Here is a 16179-nt window from a genome sequence, read left to right as displayed (position 1 = left end):
CTGGTGGGTCGGCTTCGTCCTGACGGTCGCGGCGATCTTCCTRCAGCGGATGGCGAGCCAGTCGGGCGGCTGAAGTTCAGCCGGCGAAGCCGCCCTTGTCGAGGAAAGCCCGTTCGTCTGCTGTCGTCTGGCGTCCCAGCAGCGGGTTGCGATGGGGAAAGCGGCCGAAGTCGCGGATGATGTCGCGATGGAGCTCGGCGAATTTCACGCCTTCGAGGTCGCTGGCCGCCTCGCAGAGATGAACGCAGCGGTCCTGATGGGCCAGCTCCTCCGAATGCATGAACGGCATGTAGAAGAAGCGCTGCTCAGGCGGCTGGTAACCTCGGTCGAAGCCGTGTTCGATTGCGCGTTCCGCGATGGCGAGCGCCTGCGCATCGGTGGCGAAGGCGCGGGCGCTGCCGCGGAACAGGTTGCGCGGGAACTGGTCGAGCAGGATGAGAAGCGCATAGGCGCCCTCCGGCGTTCCTTCCCAGTCGGCGAGCGTGCCGGCGGCAGCCGCCTCATGGGCCGGCAGGAACCGCTCCTTGATCGCCGCGTCGAAGTCCTCGTCCTTGGCGAACCATTTCTCCGGGCCGGCTGCACGCCAGAAGGCAACGATGTCGGCGGCGCTGGGCAAGGTCATCGGGGCGAGCTCTCCTGTCTTTCGGCGATCCGGAGATAACTCTTTCCCGGCGCTCTGCCAGCCCCGAATAGGACTTGCCCACCATCCATGGCTGCGCTAGATGACTGAACCGTAACGTACGGTACTGGACCTTTCCCCCGCATGAGCGAGCCCGCGGCCGAGACGCAGAGCGAGACGCTGACCGCAAGGCAGCAGGCGGTGCTCGATGCCGTGCTCAGCCTGATGGTGGAGAAGGGCGACCATCTCACCATGACGGCCGTGGCGCGCCGGGCGAGCTGCTCCAAGGAAACGCTCTACAAATGGTTCGGCGACCGCGATGGGCTGCTGACCGCGACCGTGCAATGGCAGGCCTCGAAGGTGAGGGCGGGCAATTACGACCGGCAGAATCTCGATGCCGGCACCCTGCGTGAAAGCCTGAAGGGTTTTGCCGCCAACTGGCTTGAGGTGATCACCTCGCCGACCTCGATCGCGCTCAACCGCATCGGCATCAGCCAGGCGGCGGCCCGCAACGGCAATCTCGGTTCGATCGTGCTGGCCAATGGCCGCTTCGCCATCGGCGAGCGCCTGAAGCCGGTGCTCGATGCCGGGCGGGAGGCCGGGCTCATCGCCTTCGACGATACCGAGGCGGCTTTCCGCACGCTGTTCGGCCTTGTCGGTCGCGACGTGCAGGTGCGCCTGCTGTTGGGCGACACGCTGACCCTCAGCAAGGCCGAGATCGCCCGCGACGCCGAGCGCGCCGCCGAACAGTTTCTCACCCTCTACGGCACGGTGCAGAGCGCGCCGGGCCGGGACAAGTCCAACGCGTGACATAAGGAGACACCCATGCGCGTTTATTACGATCGTGATGCCGACATCAACCTGATCAAGGGCAAGAAGGTCTGCATCGTGGGCTACGGCTCGCAGGGCCATGCCCATGCGCTGAACCTGCGCGATTCCGGCGTCAAGGACGTCATCATCGCGCTGAAGGCCGGCTCGGCCACCCGCAAGAAGGCCGAAGAGGCCGGCTTCAAGGTGATGACCCCGTCCGAGGCCGCCAAGGTCTCCGACGTCATGATGATGCTGACCCCCGACGAGCTGCAGGGCGACATCTATCGCGACGAGCTGCACGCCAACATGAAGGAAGGCGCTGCGCTGCTCTTCGCGCACGGCCTCAACGTGCATTTCAATCTGATCGAGCCGCGCAAGGACCTCGACGTGCTGATGGTCGCGCCGAAGGGCCCCGGCCACACCGTCCGTTCCGAGTATCAGCGCGGCGGCGGCGTGCCGACCCTGATCGCGATCCATCAGGACGCGACCGGCAACGCCCATGACCTCGGCCTGTCCTATGCCTCGGCCAATGGCGGCGGCCGCGCCGGCATCATCGAGACCACCTTCAAGGAAGAGTGCGAGACCGATCTCTTCGGCGAGCAGGTCGTGCTCTGCGGCGGCCTGGTCGAGCTGATCAAGGCCGGCTACGAGACGCTGACCGAGGCCGGCTACGCTCCCGAGATGGCCTATTTCGAGTGCCTCCACGAGGTGAAGCTGATCGTCGACCTCATCTATGAGGGCGGCATCGCCAACATGAACTACTCGATCTCGAACACCGCCGAATACGGCGAGTACGTCACCGGTCCGCGCATCATCACGGCCGAGACCAAGGCCGAGATGAAGCGCGTCCTCACCGATATCCAGTCGGGCAAGTTCACCCGCGACTGGATGCTCGAGAACAAGGTCAACCAGACCTCGTTCAAGGCGACCCGCGCCCGCTACGCCGCCCACCCGATCGAGGAAGTCGGCGCCAAGCTCCGCGACATGATGCCGTGGATCAAGGCCAAGGCGCTGGTCGACAAGACCAAGAACTGAGCTGATCCACGGTCCTTTGTTTTGCGACGGCCCCGCTGGCGCCAGACCTTTGGGATCAAGGCCAAGGTCCTGGTCGACAAGACCAAGAACTGAGGCAAATGCCGGACGTCGCGAGCGGGTTCATCATCCTGCGAAGCTGAGTCCGGAACCGCTTCCAACCGCTTGAAAATGCATGGAACGGGCGCTCGCAAGGGCGCCCGTTTCGCATGGCCGGGGCCGCGATGGGAACCGCTTTCCGCGGCGGGCGTTTATGTTCCAGTCGATACCCGCAAGGAGCGCGCGATGACCCATCAGGACGAGCTGAGACACAGGGCGATCGAGCGGCTGCACCGGCGCCATGCCCGTCGCGGGCTCGCCGATGTCGCAAAGCCCGTATCTTGGGGCGATCCGCTCTTCATCCTGCTGCTGGGCAGTTTTCTCGTGGTCACGCTGCTGGCGAATGTGCTGACGCGCGCTATCGGCGGCTGACAGGGCTCGAACGAGCGGAGGCGACGATGCAAGACGACGTCAGGGAACGCGAGGCGCGCATTCCGGAGAGCGGTGGCCAGCCGATCCCGCCGATGCGGGCTGATGTCCATTCCGATGTCGATCCGGCGGTCGAGACCCCGGTTGAAGCAAGACAAGGCTTTCTCGATCGGCCCGTGCTGGTCGTCCTGATCGTGGGCCTGATGCTCGCGATTGTCGGCTGGTTCGCGGTCGGGATGTGGGCCGACTAGCGGGCGCCAGGCGTCCCCGCAGAAATGTTCCATGACGAAACAGTCGAGGCTGAACAGAGGGAGGCGATGATGACACCGATCCGATCGATGCCTGCGTCCCAGGGCTTTCAGTTCAAGTTCGCGTATCTGGTTCTGGGCGCTTCTTTTGCCTTGCTGACAATGGTTGTCCTGGGCCTGCTGTAGACGCTCGGGACGCCAATCCGCGTCGCGAAAGGCAGGCCGTGTCGCAATTTTCGGTGAGCAAGCTCCTGGACAGCGAGATCGTGCTGGTGCGCGATGTCGTGTGCTCAGGCGCATGCCGACACCGCAGCGATGAGGAATGCACTCACGCGACCCATCTGGTTTTCCCCTATCGCGGCGTCTTCGTGCGCCATGTCGGGCGCGACGACACGGTCGCGGAAAGCAACCAGGTCCTCTTCTTCAATCCCTATGAGGGCTACCAGGTCAGCCACCCGGTTCCGGGCGGCGATGCCTGCCTCGATCTGCGCCTCAGCGAAGAGACCTTGCAGGAGCTCGTGCCGGCAGAGTTGCTGCGCGCCGGCACGGTCGCCTTCCTGACGCAACGCCGACGGATCGATCCTCGTGCGCAGTCGCTCGTCGCCCTGCTGCGATACAGCCTGCGGCGCGGCGTCGCCGAGCCGCTCGAAGCGGAGACGCTGGCGCTGACCCTGGTACGGCGCGCGCTGGGCGAACGGACCTCGCATGCGGCCGGGGCCTCGGTCGGCCGGCGCAAGCTGGTCGACCGGGCGAAGCTGGTGATGGCGTCCGATCTCGCCCGGCGCTGGACGCTGGCCGAGATCGCGCGCGAGGTCGGTGTCTCCCCGGTCTACCTCACCCAGGTCTTCGCCCAGGTCGAGGCGGTGCCGCTCTACCGCTATCAGCTGCGCCTGCGGCTGGCGCGGGCGCTCGACCTGCTCGGCGACTGTGATGAGCTGACCCAGCTCGGGCTCGAGCTCGGTTTCTCCAGCCACAGCCATTTCAGCGCCGCCTTCCGGCAGGCTTACGGCCGCACGCCGGCGGAGTTCCAGCGTTCGCTCGATCTCCGCTGACACAGGCTGTCACCGATCGCGAAAGATTCTGACAGCAGCTGTCAGCACGAAAGTGTCCTCTTCCGTCATCACAACCGACGGAGACAGGTCATGATCAGCTTCATCATCGGATCGGCCAAGCCCGTATTCGCGGCGGCCGATATTCTCGGACGGATTCTTGGCGGGATCGGCCACTGGCTGCAGGCGCGCCGCGACTATCGCACCCTCTGCGACATGAGCGAGCGCGATCTGCGCGATCTCGGTTTGCGCGACAGCGATCTGCGCGACGCGACGGCCGCGCCCTTCTTCGGCGACCCGACCGCGATCATCTCGCTGCGTGCCGAGGAGCGCCGCGGCTTGGCGGGAGGGGAAAGCATCGATGCGGTCCTGCGCGGCCTGAGCGCGGGAGCGCCGGCGCGGCCGGAGCGGATCGCTAAAGAATCCGACAGCGCCGGAAGCGGCCGGATGGTCTTTCTCAGGGCGGCCGAATGAGCGGCCAACGAGAAGGAGGAAGGCGATGAGTGGAACCTGTGCAGCCTGCGACTGCGAGCTCGACGAGAACCCGATCAAGGTCACGGTCGGCGGCAATACGGTCGAGGTCTGCTGTGACGACTGCGCCCAGGCGCTGCGGGAGGCGGATGCCTCGCAAGCGCAGGCGAGCGGGCACTAGCTTGCCGCAAAACGAAAAAGCCGGCCGCGGAAGCGGCCGGCTCTTCTATTTCGATTGGGATCAGAAGGTGACCTTGTCCTTGATCTCGGCTTCGACATTCGAGGGCAGGGTGCCGCGTTTCACCAGATCGGCGAAATCCTTGAACTTCGCCTTGCTGCGCTCCTCGATGATCTTCTTGGCGCGGGCCTCGCCAATGCCCTTCAGTGTGTCGAGCTCGGCAGCGGTCGCCGTATTGATGTTGATCTTCTTGGCCTGCGTGGCGCTGGGTTGCGCGGCTGCCGGAGTGGCGGGCTTGGCGGCCGGCGCGGCCTGCGTTGCCGGGGCTGCCGGGGCGGTGACCGGAGCGGCGGGCTTGGCCGCGGGAGCCGGCTGCGTCGCCGTCTGGGCGAAGGCCTGGCCGCCCATGGCGGCAAGGGCGACGAAGGGGATCAGAAAACGGGACATCGTCATAGCAAAGACCTCGTTTAGGTCGGTCCGGATCGTCACGTCCAACGGGAGCCGGGTCCCTCCGTCGGACGACGCTGACGGCGTGGGGCCGTTCAGCGTGTCGTGCCGGGCTCGCCGATGGTGGCGCGCCGCGATGCGACGATGCGAATAGACGTCTTTCGAATTGAACGGCCGCAGAATGGCGCGTTCACCCGGCAGTCAGGTTTCCGGCGCCTTCAGCGGGCGAGGAATTCGCTGAGCCGGCCGACGCCGTAGAGCAGCCCGAAACCCCAGGCGAAGGAAGCGARCCAGTTCGCGAGCTGGAACTGCCAGGACGGCATGCTCACGAGGCCGGCGACGATGGCGATGACCGCGCGCAGCGGGCCGAAGAAGTGGCCGATCACGATGCTGAGGCTGCCCCAGCGCTCGAAGAAGGCGTGGCCGCGATCCAGCAATTGCGGGTTCTTGTTGAAGGGCCAGTGGTCATGGACGCGCGGGCCCAGGAGCAGCCCCGCCCAATAGGACACCCAGAAGCCGCTGCCGGCGCCGAGCGAGGCTGCGAAGGCCAGCGGCACGAGGTTGAGGCCCGAGGCCCCGGCGACGGCGCCGAAAGTGGTGAAGAACACCGTGGCCGGCACGAGCCAGGACAGGATCGCGACGCATTCGGCGAAGGCGACGGCGAAGACGATGGGAATCGCCCATTGCTGATGCACCTGCATGAACTCCACGAGTGCCTTCATGGCTTGTTCGAGGTCGGCCATGGCGTTCGCTTCGGCTCCGGTCAATCGAGGGCAGCGCTGGCATATGACCGTGTCGATGGAACGATGCAAGCGACGGGCGGCCGCAGGGGCAGTGGCCGACCCCATCGGACGGGCGCCTGCCGCCGGATCGCGCCCCGGCCACGTTGCCTTCCCCGGACGATCGCCTATTAATTCCGACAACGCTGAAGAATGGATGGGCCGCGCGACAGGCCGGCCGACGGGGAAACGGATTTCATGGAGTTGCAGGATCGCCCGCCTGCCGTTGCGGCGGGAGCAGAGCCGGTTTCGTCGAATGGTCCGGCCGTCGCGCTCGGACAGGTCGACATCACCTTCCATCTCGCGAATGGCGGCCGCTACCAGGCGGTGAAGGGCATCGACCTCAAGGTTGCGCCCGGCGAGTTCGTCTCCATCGTCGGGCCGACCGGCTGCGGCAAGTCGACCTTGCTCAATGCGGCGGCCGGCCTGCTCGCGCCCTCGGCCGGCAAGGTCGAGATCTTCGGCAAGCCCTTGGCCGGGCTCAACCGCCGCGCCGGCTATCTCTTCCAGCAGGACGCGCTGATGCCGTGGAAGACGGCGCTGGAGAACGTCAAGGTCGCGCTGGAACCGATGGGCATTGCCGACCGCGAGGCGGACAGCCGCGCCCGCGAATGGCTGGCGCGCGTCGGGCTTCGCACCTTCGTCGACCGCTATCCGCACATGCTCTCCGGCGGGCAGCGCAAGCGCGTCAGCCTCGCGCAGATGCTGATCCGCAATCCCGAGATCCTGCTGATGGACGAGCCCTTCGGGCCGCTCGACGCGCAGACGCGGCAGATCATGGGCAATCTGCTGCTCGACCTCTGGTCGCGCGACCGCAAGGCGCTGATGTTCGTGACGCATGATCTGGAGGAGGCGATCGCGCTTTCCGACCGCGTCGTGGTGATGTCGGCCGGGCCGGCGGCGGGGATCGTCGCCGACTACAAGGTCGACCTGCCGCGGCCGCGCGACATCGCGGACATCCGGCTGGAAAAGGCCTTCCACGAGATCCATCGCGATATCTGGTCGTCGCTGCGGATCGAGGTGCAGAAGGCCTATGCGATGGGCGAGGGGCGCGAGCTCGTCGGAGGAGACGCATCATGAAGCGGATGAAGCTCCTCTCGCTGCAGATCCTGGTGATGGTCGTCTTCCTGGCCGTCTGGCATGTGATGACCACCACGAGCCTGTTCGGCGACATCAAGACGAGCCAGTTCTTCTTCTCGACGCCATGGGCGGTGCTCGCCCGCACCGTCAAGGAGCTCACCGGCCCCAGCATCTACTGGCATCTCGGCATCACCCTGACCGAGACGGTGCTGGCCTTCGTCATCGGCTCCGCCGCCGGCATCCTGTTCGGCTTCGCTTTCGCGCGAAACGAGCTGCTCTCGGCGGTGTTCGACCCCTATATCAAGGCGGCGAACGCGCTGCCCCGCGTGGTGCTGGCGCCGATCTTCGCGCTCTGGTTCGGGCTCGGCATCTGGTCGAAGGTGGCGCTCGGCTTCACGCTCGTCTTCTTCATCGTGTTCTTCAACGTCTATCAGGGCGTGCGTGAGGTTTCGCCGACGATCCTCGCCAATGCGCGGATGCTGGGCATGAACGAGCGCCAGCTCTTCAAGCATGTCTACTGGCCCTCGGCGCTGACCTGGATGTTCTCCTCGCTGCACACCTCGGTCGGCTTCGCGCTGGTCGGCGCGGTGGTGGGCGAGTACCTCGGCTCCTCGGCTGGGCTCGGCTACAAGATCCACGAAGCGGAGAGCGTCTTCGACGTCACCGGCGTCTTCGCCGGCATGCTGATCCTCGCCATCTTCGTTATCGCGATCGACGCGCTGGTGACGCTGGTCGAGCGGCGGCTCCTGGTCTGGCGCCCGACGCAGAGCACGACGACCACAACGTAAGGCGAGTTGCCGCCCCGGGCTCATCTCGCCTATCGTCATGCCCAAGCGCCTGCCAGAAGCGCCTTTCCCAACCGGAGGTTACGCCATGAAACTGACCCGCCGCGACGCGCTGGCCGCGCTCGCCGCTTCCACCGCCATCGGCATCGCCCCTCATGCCGCCTTCGCGCAGGCGGCCGAGAAGCCGAAGCTCACGCTCGGCGTCGGCGGCAAGCCGCTGCTCTACTATCTTCCGCTGACGGTCGCGGAGAAGAAGGGCTACTTCAAGGAGCAGGGGCTCGAGGTCGAGATCAACGATTTCGGCGGCGGCGCGAAGTCGCTGCAGGCCCTCGTCGGTGGCTCGGTCGATGTCGTGACGGGCGCCTATGAGCACACCATCCGCATGCAGGCGAAGGGGCAGGCGCCATGGTCAAGGCGGGCCTGAAGGCCGACGACGCCGCCATGATCGGCATCGGCGCGGGCGCCAGCGCCGTGGCCGCGATCAAGCAGAAGCAGGTCGACGTGATCTCGCATCTCGACCCGGTGACCTCGAAGCTCGAGGCCGATGGCGACATCGTCGTGCTGATCGACACCCGCACCGAAGCGGGAACCAAGGCGCTGTTCGGCGGCTCGAACCCGGCGGCGGTGCTCTATCTCAAGAACGATTTCGCCGAGAAGAACCCGGTCACGACGCAGAAGCTGGTCAACGCCTTCATGAAGGCGCTGAAATGGCTCGAGACGGCCAAGCCGGAGGAGGTCGCCGATCTCGTGCCGCAGGAATATCTCCTTGGCGACCGGCCGCTCTATGTCCGCGCCGTCAAGAACTCGCAGGAGAGCTATTCGCGCACCGGCATCGCCACGCCGGACGCCATGAAGAGCATGTACGACTCACTCAAGCTGCTCGACCCGGAGCTGACCAACTCCAATGTCGACCTGTCGAAGACCTTCATCGACAGCTTCGCCAAGAAGGCGGCTTCGGGGGCGTAGCGCCCCCCGGTTTCGCACGGACCTGCACCGTCATTCCGGACAAGCCTGGAATGACGGCGCGGGTCCGGTGCTCTAGTCGCGCTTTCCGCCCACCGAGATGAAGGCCATGAGGCAGGGCTCCGGCAGCGGGTTGCGCCAGCGATGGCGGGTTCCGTTCTGCACGATGCAGTCGCCTTGCCGCAGATGGACCCTCTGCCCGTCATCGAGTTCCAGCGTCATCTCGCCGCGAACCACGACGCCGTAGTCGATCGTGTCGGATGTGTGCATGCCCGGCGCGCCGCGCTCGAAATGATCCCCCATGCGCGGGACCTTGTCGGACATTTCCTGCAGCGCGCTCTCGAAGGTGACGCCGGCCGGCGGCTTCCAGCCCTCTGGCCGCCTCGGGGGATAGGAGATCAGGCGAAACATCGTGCCTCCGGGACCGGGAAAGGCTTTCGTCCCTTCGAGCATCGGGTCCGGTTCGTGGCCGGTGAGCCCCGGCACGCCCTCGGTCATGTAGAGTTCGTAGAAGGTCAGCCCCGGATTAGAATCGATCTCCACCACCTTGGGCGTGACGTCGAAGGATTTGAACACCGACTTGCCGGCTTGGTCGCGGCCGGTCAGCGCCCGTTTGGGGGGCGGCAGCTCGCTTGAATCCTTCGCTGTGGCGGATCGCGGCATCGCGGCCAGCGCACCGCCGCCCGCCATGACGGACAAGGCCTGGAGCAATCGGCGCCGGTCGCCACCTTCCGGTCCTGCGGAGGAATGCGGCGTGTCGTCCCGGGTTTTATTCTTGTTGCGCGGCCACCAGTGCCAAGAGAACCTGCTCATCGGCGTCCTCCGCTGTTTTGATTTTTGCCGCTTTCTGCCGCGGGTTCGTTTTCGTCGGCGTCGGTCTTCTGCGATTTCTGCAATGTAAGAGTGATGCGACGTTATTATTGTGATGATTTGAATTTATCCCTGCAACTAGACCTTAGATGAATCTGAGATCTCACGCATTCGACTAAAGCCCAATAGTGTTGAGGCTCGCTTCGGGCGGATATTGTCGTGAAATGCGGCGAGAAAATTCTCGTCCGGCAAGAGACGTAGAGGTGCCTGCATGAAGCCGGATGCCGCTGCCTTCTTCGCTGAAATCATCCTGATGCTTCCGATGAGCTATTTCCTGCTGGCGGCGCCGGGTTTTCTGTTTTTCAGCCTCGACATCCCACCCGTCGCCCGGCTTCTGCGCGGCATGTTCCATGCCTATTTCCTGATGCTGGCGATTGCCGGCGGTGTCGGGGCGCTGGCTCTCGCCGTGGCGGGCCAGCCGACTTTCGTCATCGGCATCGGCGTCCTGGCCTTTGCGATCCTGGCCCGGCGCTGGTTTCTGCCGCGGATGGATGTCGAGATCGGGCAGGTTGGGGAGGCCGACAAGGCCAGCGGGACCGGCATGGGAGCCCGGCTGCGCCGGTTGCATCTGGGCGGCATGGCATGCAATGCGGCCGCGCTGGCCGCCGTGGCGAGCAGTGTCCCTTATGTCGTGGTCGCGCCGGGCTGAGCGGACGCCGTCCTCCTTCGCCCGCGCACCAGGCTGATCCTCCCTATCACCGCTTTCGATTTGCGCCTCGCGCGGGAGCGGTTAGGTTCGCGGGCTCATCGCGAACGGGGTGCCGCTTCGGACCATGAATATTCTCTCGATCCAGTCCCATGTCGCCTATGGCCATGTGGGCAATGCCTCCGCGACCTTTCCGATGCAGCGCCTCGGCGTCGATGTCTGGCCGATCCACACGGTGCAGTTCTCGAATCACACCGGCTACGGGAGCTGGAAAGGCCGGGTCTTCGATGGCGGCATGGTCGACGAGGTGATGGAGGGCATTGCCGAGCGTGGCGTGCTGCCGAACTGCGACGGCGTGATCTCCGGCTATATGGGCTCGGCCGATATCGGCCATGCCATCCTCTCGGCGGTGGAACGGGTGAAGGCGGTCAATCCCAAGGCGCTCTATTGCTGCGATCCGGTGATCGGCGATGTCGGCCGCGGCGTCTTCGTGCGGCCTGGCATTCCGGAGTTCATGCGCGAGCAGGCCGTGCCGGCCGCCGACATCGTCACGCCCAACCAGTTCGAGCTGGAATTGCTGACCGATATCGAGGTCAAGACCGTCGCCGACGCTCATCGCGCCGCCGAGGCGCTGCGCGATGCCGGGCCGAAGGTGGTGATGGTGACATCGCTCGTCACCGAGGAGACGCCCGCGGATTCGATCGACATGATGGCGGCCGACGCCAAGGGGAGCTGGCGTGTCCGCACGCCGAAGCTCGACGTCAACATCAACGGCGCGGGCGACGCCATCGCGGCGCTGTTCTTCACCCATTATCTGCGCGACCAGTCGGCGGCGTCGGCGCTGAGCAAGGCGGCCTCCTCGATCTACGGGCTGCTGAAGCGGACGAAAGAGGCAGGCTCCCGCGAGATCCTCACCGTGGCGGCGCAGGACGAGTTCGTCACGCCCTCGCGGGTCTTCGCGCCGGAAGCGATCTGAGCACATCGCGATGAAGCTGCGCGTCGGCACCTTCAATGTCGAGAACCTGCTGACGCGCCATCGCTTCGAGCCGGGCGGCCGCACCGAGACGGCCGCCGCGATGTCGCTGTTCCATTTCCCGCGCGCCGATGAGCGTGACGCGGTGGAACGCTCGCTGGCCGTGGCGCTGGAGGACGACAAGCGCCAGATGACGGCGCTCGCCATCGCCGAAGCGCAGGCCGATCTCTGGATGCTGCAGGAGGTCGACTCGCTCGCGAGCCTGCAGGCCTTCTTCGCCAATTACGTCCACCGCATCGCCGATCACCGCTACGGCCATTTCACGCTGATCGACGGCAATGACCGGCGTGGTATCGACATCGGCTTCGCCGCGCGGCGCGATCTGTTCGGGCAGGGCCAGGTCACGGTGCGCTCGCATAAGGACCTGACCTTTGCCGAGGCGGGCGTCCATGACCGCGAGCTCGCCATGCTCGGCATAGGCCCCGGCTACCGCTACGGCCTCGGGCCGCTGGCCGAAGCTGTCGACGAGGGCGACAGCGGCATCGAGCCGCTGCTCGACGATTTCGCCGTCGATCCGATGGAGACGCTGCCGGCGCATGAGCGCTGGACGCATTTCCGGCGCTATTGGTCGGAAAGCCAGGACAGGCTGGTCGACAGCCATATGCCGCTCGATCGCATCCTGCTCTCGCCGGCGCTGGCGGCGGCCAATGCGAGCCCTGCGATGCAGATGATCCGGCGCGGCCTGCCTTATCGCGTGCCGCTCGATCCGCGCGCGCCCGATCGTTCCATGGCGCGGCTGGCGACCTGCGCCGACCGCTATCCGCGCGTCGGCTGGGACCGCCCGAAGGCCTCCGACCATTGCCCGCTCACCATCGATCTCGAAATACCCCAGGGGTGATCCCAAGGATGCTCAGATGAAACGCCGCTTCGTCACGCTCGACGTCTTCACCACGCGCCGCCATGCCGGCAATCCGCTGGCGGTGGTGCTCCAGTCGGAGGGGCTGGATACCGAGGCGATGCAGGCCATCGCCCGCGAGTTCAACCTGTCGGAGACGGTCTTCGTCCTGCCGCCCGACAAGCCGGGGCATCGTGCGTCCATCCGCATCTTCACGCCGGGCGGCGAATTGCCTTTTGCGGGGCATCCGACGGTCGGCACGGCGGTCTGGCTGGCGCTTTCCGACGAGGCCGAGGGGCGTTCGGCTGATATGCTGGTGCTGGAGGAGAAGGTCGGGCTGGTCTCCTGCGCCGTCGAGGTCAAGGGCAGCCATGCCGGCCATGCCGTCTTTACCTTGCCGCGCCTACCGGAGCGGGTGGAGCAGCCGGTCGCGGATGCGCAACTGGCGGAGGCGCTCGGGCTCGATCCGGCTGATCTCGGTTTCGGCGCGCATCGGCCGAGCGCCTTCTCGGCCGGGGTCGCCTATACGATGGTGCCCGTCGCCAGCCGCGAGGCGGTTGCCCGGGCGCGGGTCGCGGGCGCTTTCGAGCGGGTGATGGTCGCGACGTCGAACGGAAATGCCTTCGTCTATTGCCGCGAGACTGCAGAGGTCGGGCACGATTACCACGCCCGCATGTTCTGGCCGGGCGCAGGGGTCGTCGAGGACCCGGCGACGGGCAGTGCGGTCGCAGCCTTCGCCGGCGCGATCATGGCCTATGACAAGCCGGAGGATGGCGACCACCGCCTCGTCATCGAGCAGGGCTATGAGATGGGCCGGCCGTCGCAGATCACGCTGGAATTGAGCGTGCGAAACGGGGGGCTCGTCTCGGCCCGCATCGGAGGTTCGGCCATCGTGGTCAGCGAGGGCGTGCTGTTGTGAGCGACGGCGTCGAGAACGGCACGATCGTCCGGCTCGAACGGGTCGATGCCCGGATCGAGCCCTACGATTGGATCTATGCCCGCGAGAATGCCGAGAGCATCGCTGCGCACTGGGCCCGGATCAGCGCCGGCAAGCCGGCGATGTTCAATGGGCGCGTCATGTTGCAGAATCGTGCGGCGATCCGCGACGGCGTGTTCGAGGCGAGCTATTTCGAGACCGATTATGCGGCCTTCATGGCCTGGCGCGATGCCGGCCATCCAGGCCCTGCCATCCGCAACGGTTTCGCCATGGCGGCGCTCAGGGCCAATGACGGCGCCTTTCTCTGCGGCAGGATGGGGGAGCAAACCGCCAATGCCGGCAAGGTCTATTTCGCCGCCGGCACGCCCGATCGCGAGGATGCCCGCCCGGACGGGACGCTCGATCTCGCCGGCAGCGTCACGCGCGAGCTCGGCGAGGAGACCGGGTTGCGGGTTGAAGAGCTGAGCGTCGGCGCCGGTTGGACCGCGGTGATCGAGCAGGGGCGCATCGCCTTCATGCGCGAGGTCAGCATCGATCTTCCGGCCGATGAGGCGCGGACGCTGATGCTGGGGCGGATGAAGCACCTCGAAGAGGAAGAGCTCTCCGACATCGTCGTCGTGCGCGATCTCGCCGAAACCGAAAAGCACGATATGCCGCCCTTCATGCGCCGCTATCTCGCACATATCTTCGACGGCGACTGACCCGCGCCTGTCTCACGAAAGTCTTCCGATGACCTCTGCCGAAACCGCCTATCCCGAAGCCTTGCCGCTGCCGGCGGAGAACCCTTTCGCGGCGCGCTGGGAGACGCCGTTCCGCCTGCCGCCTTTCGCCGCGATCAAGCCGGAGCATATCCGGCCGGCCTTCGACGCGGCGCTCGCCAAGCACAAGGACGAAATCGCGGCGATCGTGGCCGATCCGGCAGCGCCCGACTTCGAGAACACGATCGAGGCGCTGGAGCGGGCAGGCCGCGCGCTCTCCCGCGTCGGCGGCGTGTTCTACAATCTGACCGGCGCCGACACGAACGAGGCGCTCCAGGCGATCGAGCGCGAGATGTCGCCGATCGCCTCGCGGCACTGGTCCGCGATCATGATGGATGAGGGGCTCTTCGCCCGCGTCGATGCGGTCAATGCGAAGGCCACGGCGCTTGGTCTGGATGCGGAACAGGCGCGGCTGCTGGAGCGGACCTATAAGGGCTTCATCCGCTCGGGCGCCAAGCTGAACCCCGAGGACAAGAAGCGCCTCGCCGCGATCAACGAGCGGCTGGCGGGGCTCGGCACCCAGTTCAGCCAGAACGTGCTGAAGGATGAATCCTCCTATGCGCTCCTGATCGAAGACGAGGCGGGCCTCGCCGGCCTGCCGGAATTCCTCAAGGCGGCGATGGCGCGCGCGGCCGCCGACCGGGGCAAGCCCGGCCAGCATGCGGTGACGCTGTCGCGCTCGATCATCGAGCCCTTCCTGACYTTCTCSRCCCGCCGCGAKCTSCGCGAGGARGCCTTCRTSGCCTGGAGCAAGCGCGGCGAGAATGGCGGCGAGAGCGACAACCGCGCCATCGTCGCCGAGATGGTGAAGCTTAGGGCTGAGAAAGCGAAGCTGCTGGGCTATCCGACCTTCGCGCATTTCAAGCTCGACGACGCCATGGCGAAGACGCCGGAGCATGTGCGCGGGCTCCTGGAACTGGTCTGGAAGCCGGCCAAGGCGCGCGCGGCGCGCGAGGCTGCCGATCTCGCCGCGCTCGCCCAGGACGAAGGCGAGAATGGCCCGATCCGCCCCTGGGACTGGCGCCACTATGCCGAGAAGGTCCGGCAGAAGACCTATGCGCTCGATGAGGCCGTGCTGAAGCCATATCTCCAGCTCGATCGCGTCCGGCAGGCGGCGTTCGACGTCGCCGGTAAGCTGTTCGGGCTGTCCTTCGCCGAGCGGCCGGAGCTTGTGGGCTATCACCCGGATGTCCGCATCTTCGAGGTGACGGAGACGGCGAGCGGGCGCCATATCGGCCTGTTCGTCGGCGATTATTTCGCGCGTGCCTCGAAGCGCTCCGGCGCCTGGATGAGCGCCTTCCGCGGTCAGCGCAAGCTCGATGGCGAAACCCGGCCGATCATCGTTAATGTCTGCAATTTCGCGAAGCCGGCGGAGGGCGAGCCCGCGCTGCTTTCGCTCGACGACGCCCGCACGCTCTTCCACGAGTTCGGCCACGCGCTGCACGGCCTGCTCTCGGACGTGACCTATGGCTCGCTCGCCGGCACATCGGTCGCGCGCGATTTCGTGGAGCTGCCCTCGCAGCTCTACGAGCACTGGTTCCTGACGCGCGAGGTGATGCGGAACTATTGCCTGCATGCCGAGACCGGCGAGCCGATCCCCGAGGCGCTGATCGAGAAGATCGAGAAGGCCCAGACCTTCAATCAAGGGTTCTCCACCGTGGAGTACACCTCTTCGGCGCTCGTCGATCTCGCCTTCCATTCGCTGGAGGCCCCGGCCGAGGTCGATCCGCTGGCTTTCGAGGCGGAGGAACTTGCCAGGATCGGCATGCCGGCCGAGATCACCATGCGGCACCGCACGCCGCATTTCACCCATGTCTTCTCGGGCGACGGCTATTCGGCCGGCTATTACAGCTATCTCTGGTCCGAGGTGATGGATGCCGACGCCTTCAATGCCTTCACCGAGACGGGCGACGTTTTCTCGCCGGCCGTGGCCGAGAAACTGAAGCGCTACATCTATTCGGCCGGCGACACGCGCGATGCGGCCGAGGCCTACACGCTCTTCCGCGGCCGGCTGCCGACGCCGGATGCGCTGCTGGAGAAGCGGGGGCTGGCGGCGTAAGCCGAATGCGTCATTCTCGGGCGAAGCGAAACTTCGACCCGAGAATCTCAAGACGAGAGTGCTCTGGTTTCCGAGATGCTCGGGTCAAGCCCGAGCATGACGCCTGGCTACG

Annotated in this window: 19 protein-coding genes and 1 pseudogene; 16 read left to right on the top strand and 4 right to left on the bottom strand. The window is 66.0% G+C overall.

Annotated elements, in window-relative coordinates:
• Nucleotides 1–76 precede the first annotated feature (76 nt).
• Entirely contained in the window at nt 77–622 is a 546-nt protein-coding gene (locus AB4Y99_RS21875) for a DUF924 family protein (RefSeq protein ID WP_441524803.1), read from the bottom strand.
• Nucleotides 623–763: 141 nt separating this feature from the next.
• On the opposite strand from AB4Y99_RS21875, the gene AB4Y99_RS21870 reads away from it, so the two are divergent.
• From AB4Y99_RS21870 to AB4Y99_RS21840, 7 genes are all read left to right on the top strand, one after another.
• Nucleotides 764–1429, top strand: coding sequence for a TetR/AcrR family transcriptional regulator C-terminal domain-containing protein (locus tag AB4Y99_RS21870; RefSeq protein WP_441524802.1), 666 nt, complete (start codon nt 764–766; stop codon nt 1427–1429).
• A gap of 15 nt (nt 1430–1444) precedes the next feature.
• A complete protein-coding gene (gene ilvC, locus AB4Y99_RS21865) occupies nt 1445–2464 on the top strand; it encodes a ketol-acid reductoisomerase (protein WP_038358753.1) in 1020 nt (339 codons plus the stop codon).
• A gap of 282 nt (nt 2465–2746) precedes the next feature.
• On the top strand, nt 2747–2932 hold the full coding sequence (locus AB4Y99_RS21860; RefSeq protein ID WP_441524801.1) for a hypothetical protein: 186 nt from the start codon (nt 2747–2749) through the stop codon (nt 2930–2932).
• Nucleotides 2933–2958: 26 nt separating this feature from the next.
• On the top strand, nt 2959–3180 hold the full coding sequence (locus tag AB4Y99_RS21855; RefSeq protein ID WP_112764014.1) for a hypothetical protein: 222 nt from the start codon (nt 2959–2961) through the stop codon (nt 3178–3180).
• A 221-nt stretch (nt 3181–3401) separates the two neighbouring features.
• A complete protein-coding gene (locus AB4Y99_RS21850) occupies nt 3402–4229 on the top strand; it encodes a helix-turn-helix transcriptional regulator (protein WP_441524800.1) in 828 nt (275 codons plus the stop codon).
• A gap of 90 nt (nt 4230–4319) precedes the next feature.
• The gene (locus AB4Y99_RS21845) at nt 4320–4700 is read left to right on the top strand and encodes a DUF1127 domain-containing protein (protein WP_112764016.1); all 381 of its coding nucleotides are present in this window, start codon (nt 4320–4322) and stop codon (nt 4698–4700) included.
• Between the two features lie 25 nt (nt 4701–4725).
• On the top strand, nt 4726–4878 hold the full coding sequence (locus AB4Y99_RS21840) for a hypothetical protein (RefSeq protein WP_166652992.1): 153 nt from the start codon (nt 4726–4728) through the stop codon (nt 4876–4878).
• 60 nt (nt 4879–4938) lie between these two features.
• On the opposite strand, the gene AB4Y99_RS21835 is transcribed toward AB4Y99_RS21840, so the two are convergent.
• Complete coding sequence (locus AB4Y99_RS21835) at nt 4939–5322, bottom strand: ComEA family DNA-binding protein (protein ID WP_166652993.1); 384 nt, start codon at nt 5320–5322, stop codon at nt 4939–4941.
• Nucleotides 5323–5540: 218 nt separating this feature from the next.
• Nucleotides 5541–6065, bottom strand: a complete 525-nt coding sequence (locus AB4Y99_RS21830; protein WP_441524799.1) for a DedA family protein — start codon at nt 6063–6065, stop codon at nt 5541–5543.
• A 234-nt stretch (nt 6066–6299) separates the two neighbouring features.
• On the opposite strand from AB4Y99_RS21830, the gene AB4Y99_RS21825 reads away from it, so the two are divergent.
• The 3 genes and pseudogenes from AB4Y99_RS21825 (at nt 6300) to AB4Y99_RS21815 (ending at nt 8932) form a co-directional block, all read left to right on the top strand.
• Nucleotides 6300–7181: an ABC transporter ATP-binding protein gene (locus tag AB4Y99_RS21825; RefSeq protein ID WP_081925216.1), complete on the top strand. Its 882-nt coding sequence runs from the start codon at nt 6300–6302 to the stop codon at nt 7179–7181.
• Nucleotides 7178–7969 (top strand): ABC transporter permease, encoded by a 792-nt coding sequence (locus tag AB4Y99_RS21820; RefSeq protein WP_038358745.1) that lies wholly within the window; start codon nt 7178–7180, stop codon nt 7967–7969. Before AB4Y99_RS21825 ends, AB4Y99_RS21820 begins: the two co-directional genes overlap by 4 nt.
• Nucleotides 7970–8054: 85 nt before the next feature.
• Nucleotides 8055–8932: pseudogene (locus tag AB4Y99_RS21815) on the top strand (ABC transporter substrate-binding protein).
• Nucleotides 8933–9004: 72 nt separating this feature from the next.
• Here AB4Y99_RS21815 and AB4Y99_RS21810 read toward each other — a convergent pair.
• Entirely contained in the window at nt 9005–9742 is a 738-nt protein-coding gene (locus AB4Y99_RS21810) for a cupin domain-containing protein (protein WP_441524798.1), read from the bottom strand.
• A gap of 268 nt (nt 9743–10010) precedes the next feature.
• Between AB4Y99_RS21810 and AB4Y99_RS21805 the strand changes: the two genes are divergently transcribed.
• The 6 genes from AB4Y99_RS21805 (at nt 10011) to AB4Y99_RS21780 (ending at nt 16067) form a co-directional block, all read left to right on the top strand.
• Nucleotides 10011–10448, top strand: a complete 438-nt coding sequence (locus AB4Y99_RS21805; RefSeq protein WP_133563181.1) for a hypothetical protein — start codon at nt 10011–10013, stop codon at nt 10446–10448.
• A gap of 124 nt (nt 10449–10572) precedes the next feature.
• The gene (gene pdxY / locus AB4Y99_RS21800) at nt 10573–11421 is read left to right on the top strand and encodes a pyridoxal kinase PdxY (RefSeq protein WP_191123989.1); all 849 of its coding nucleotides are present in this window, start codon (nt 10573–10575) and stop codon (nt 11419–11421) included.
• Between the two features lie 10 nt (nt 11422–11431).
• The gene (locus AB4Y99_RS21795; RefSeq protein ID WP_441524797.1) at nt 11432–12316 is read left to right on the top strand and encodes a hypothetical protein; all 885 of its coding nucleotides are present in this window, start codon (nt 11432–11434) and stop codon (nt 12314–12316) included.
• Between the two features lie 16 nt (nt 12317–12332).
• Nucleotides 12333–13232 (top strand): PhzF family phenazine biosynthesis protein, encoded by a 900-nt coding sequence (locus AB4Y99_RS21790; RefSeq protein WP_441524796.1) that lies wholly within the window; start codon nt 12333–12335, stop codon nt 13230–13232.
• Nucleotides 13229–13951, top strand: a complete 723-nt coding sequence (locus tag AB4Y99_RS21785) for an NUDIX hydrolase (RefSeq protein ID WP_441524795.1) — start codon at nt 13229–13231, stop codon at nt 13949–13951. The genes AB4Y99_RS21790 and AB4Y99_RS21785 overlap by 4 nt, the downstream gene beginning before the upstream one ends.
• 28 nt (nt 13952–13979) lie before the next feature.
• Complete coding sequence (locus AB4Y99_RS21780) at nt 13980–16067, top strand: M3 family metallopeptidase (RefSeq protein WP_441524794.1); 2088 nt, start codon at nt 13980–13982, stop codon at nt 16065–16067.
• The last annotated feature ends 112 nt before the right edge of the window (nt 16068–16179 follow it).

It is taken from the genome of Allobosea sp. TAB14, from assembly GCF_052113865.1.
GTDB lineage: Bacteria > Pseudomonadota > Alphaproteobacteria > Rhizobiales > Beijerinckiaceae > Allobosea > Allobosea spartocytisi.
This window is presented reverse-complemented; position numbering and strand designations above follow the sequence as displayed.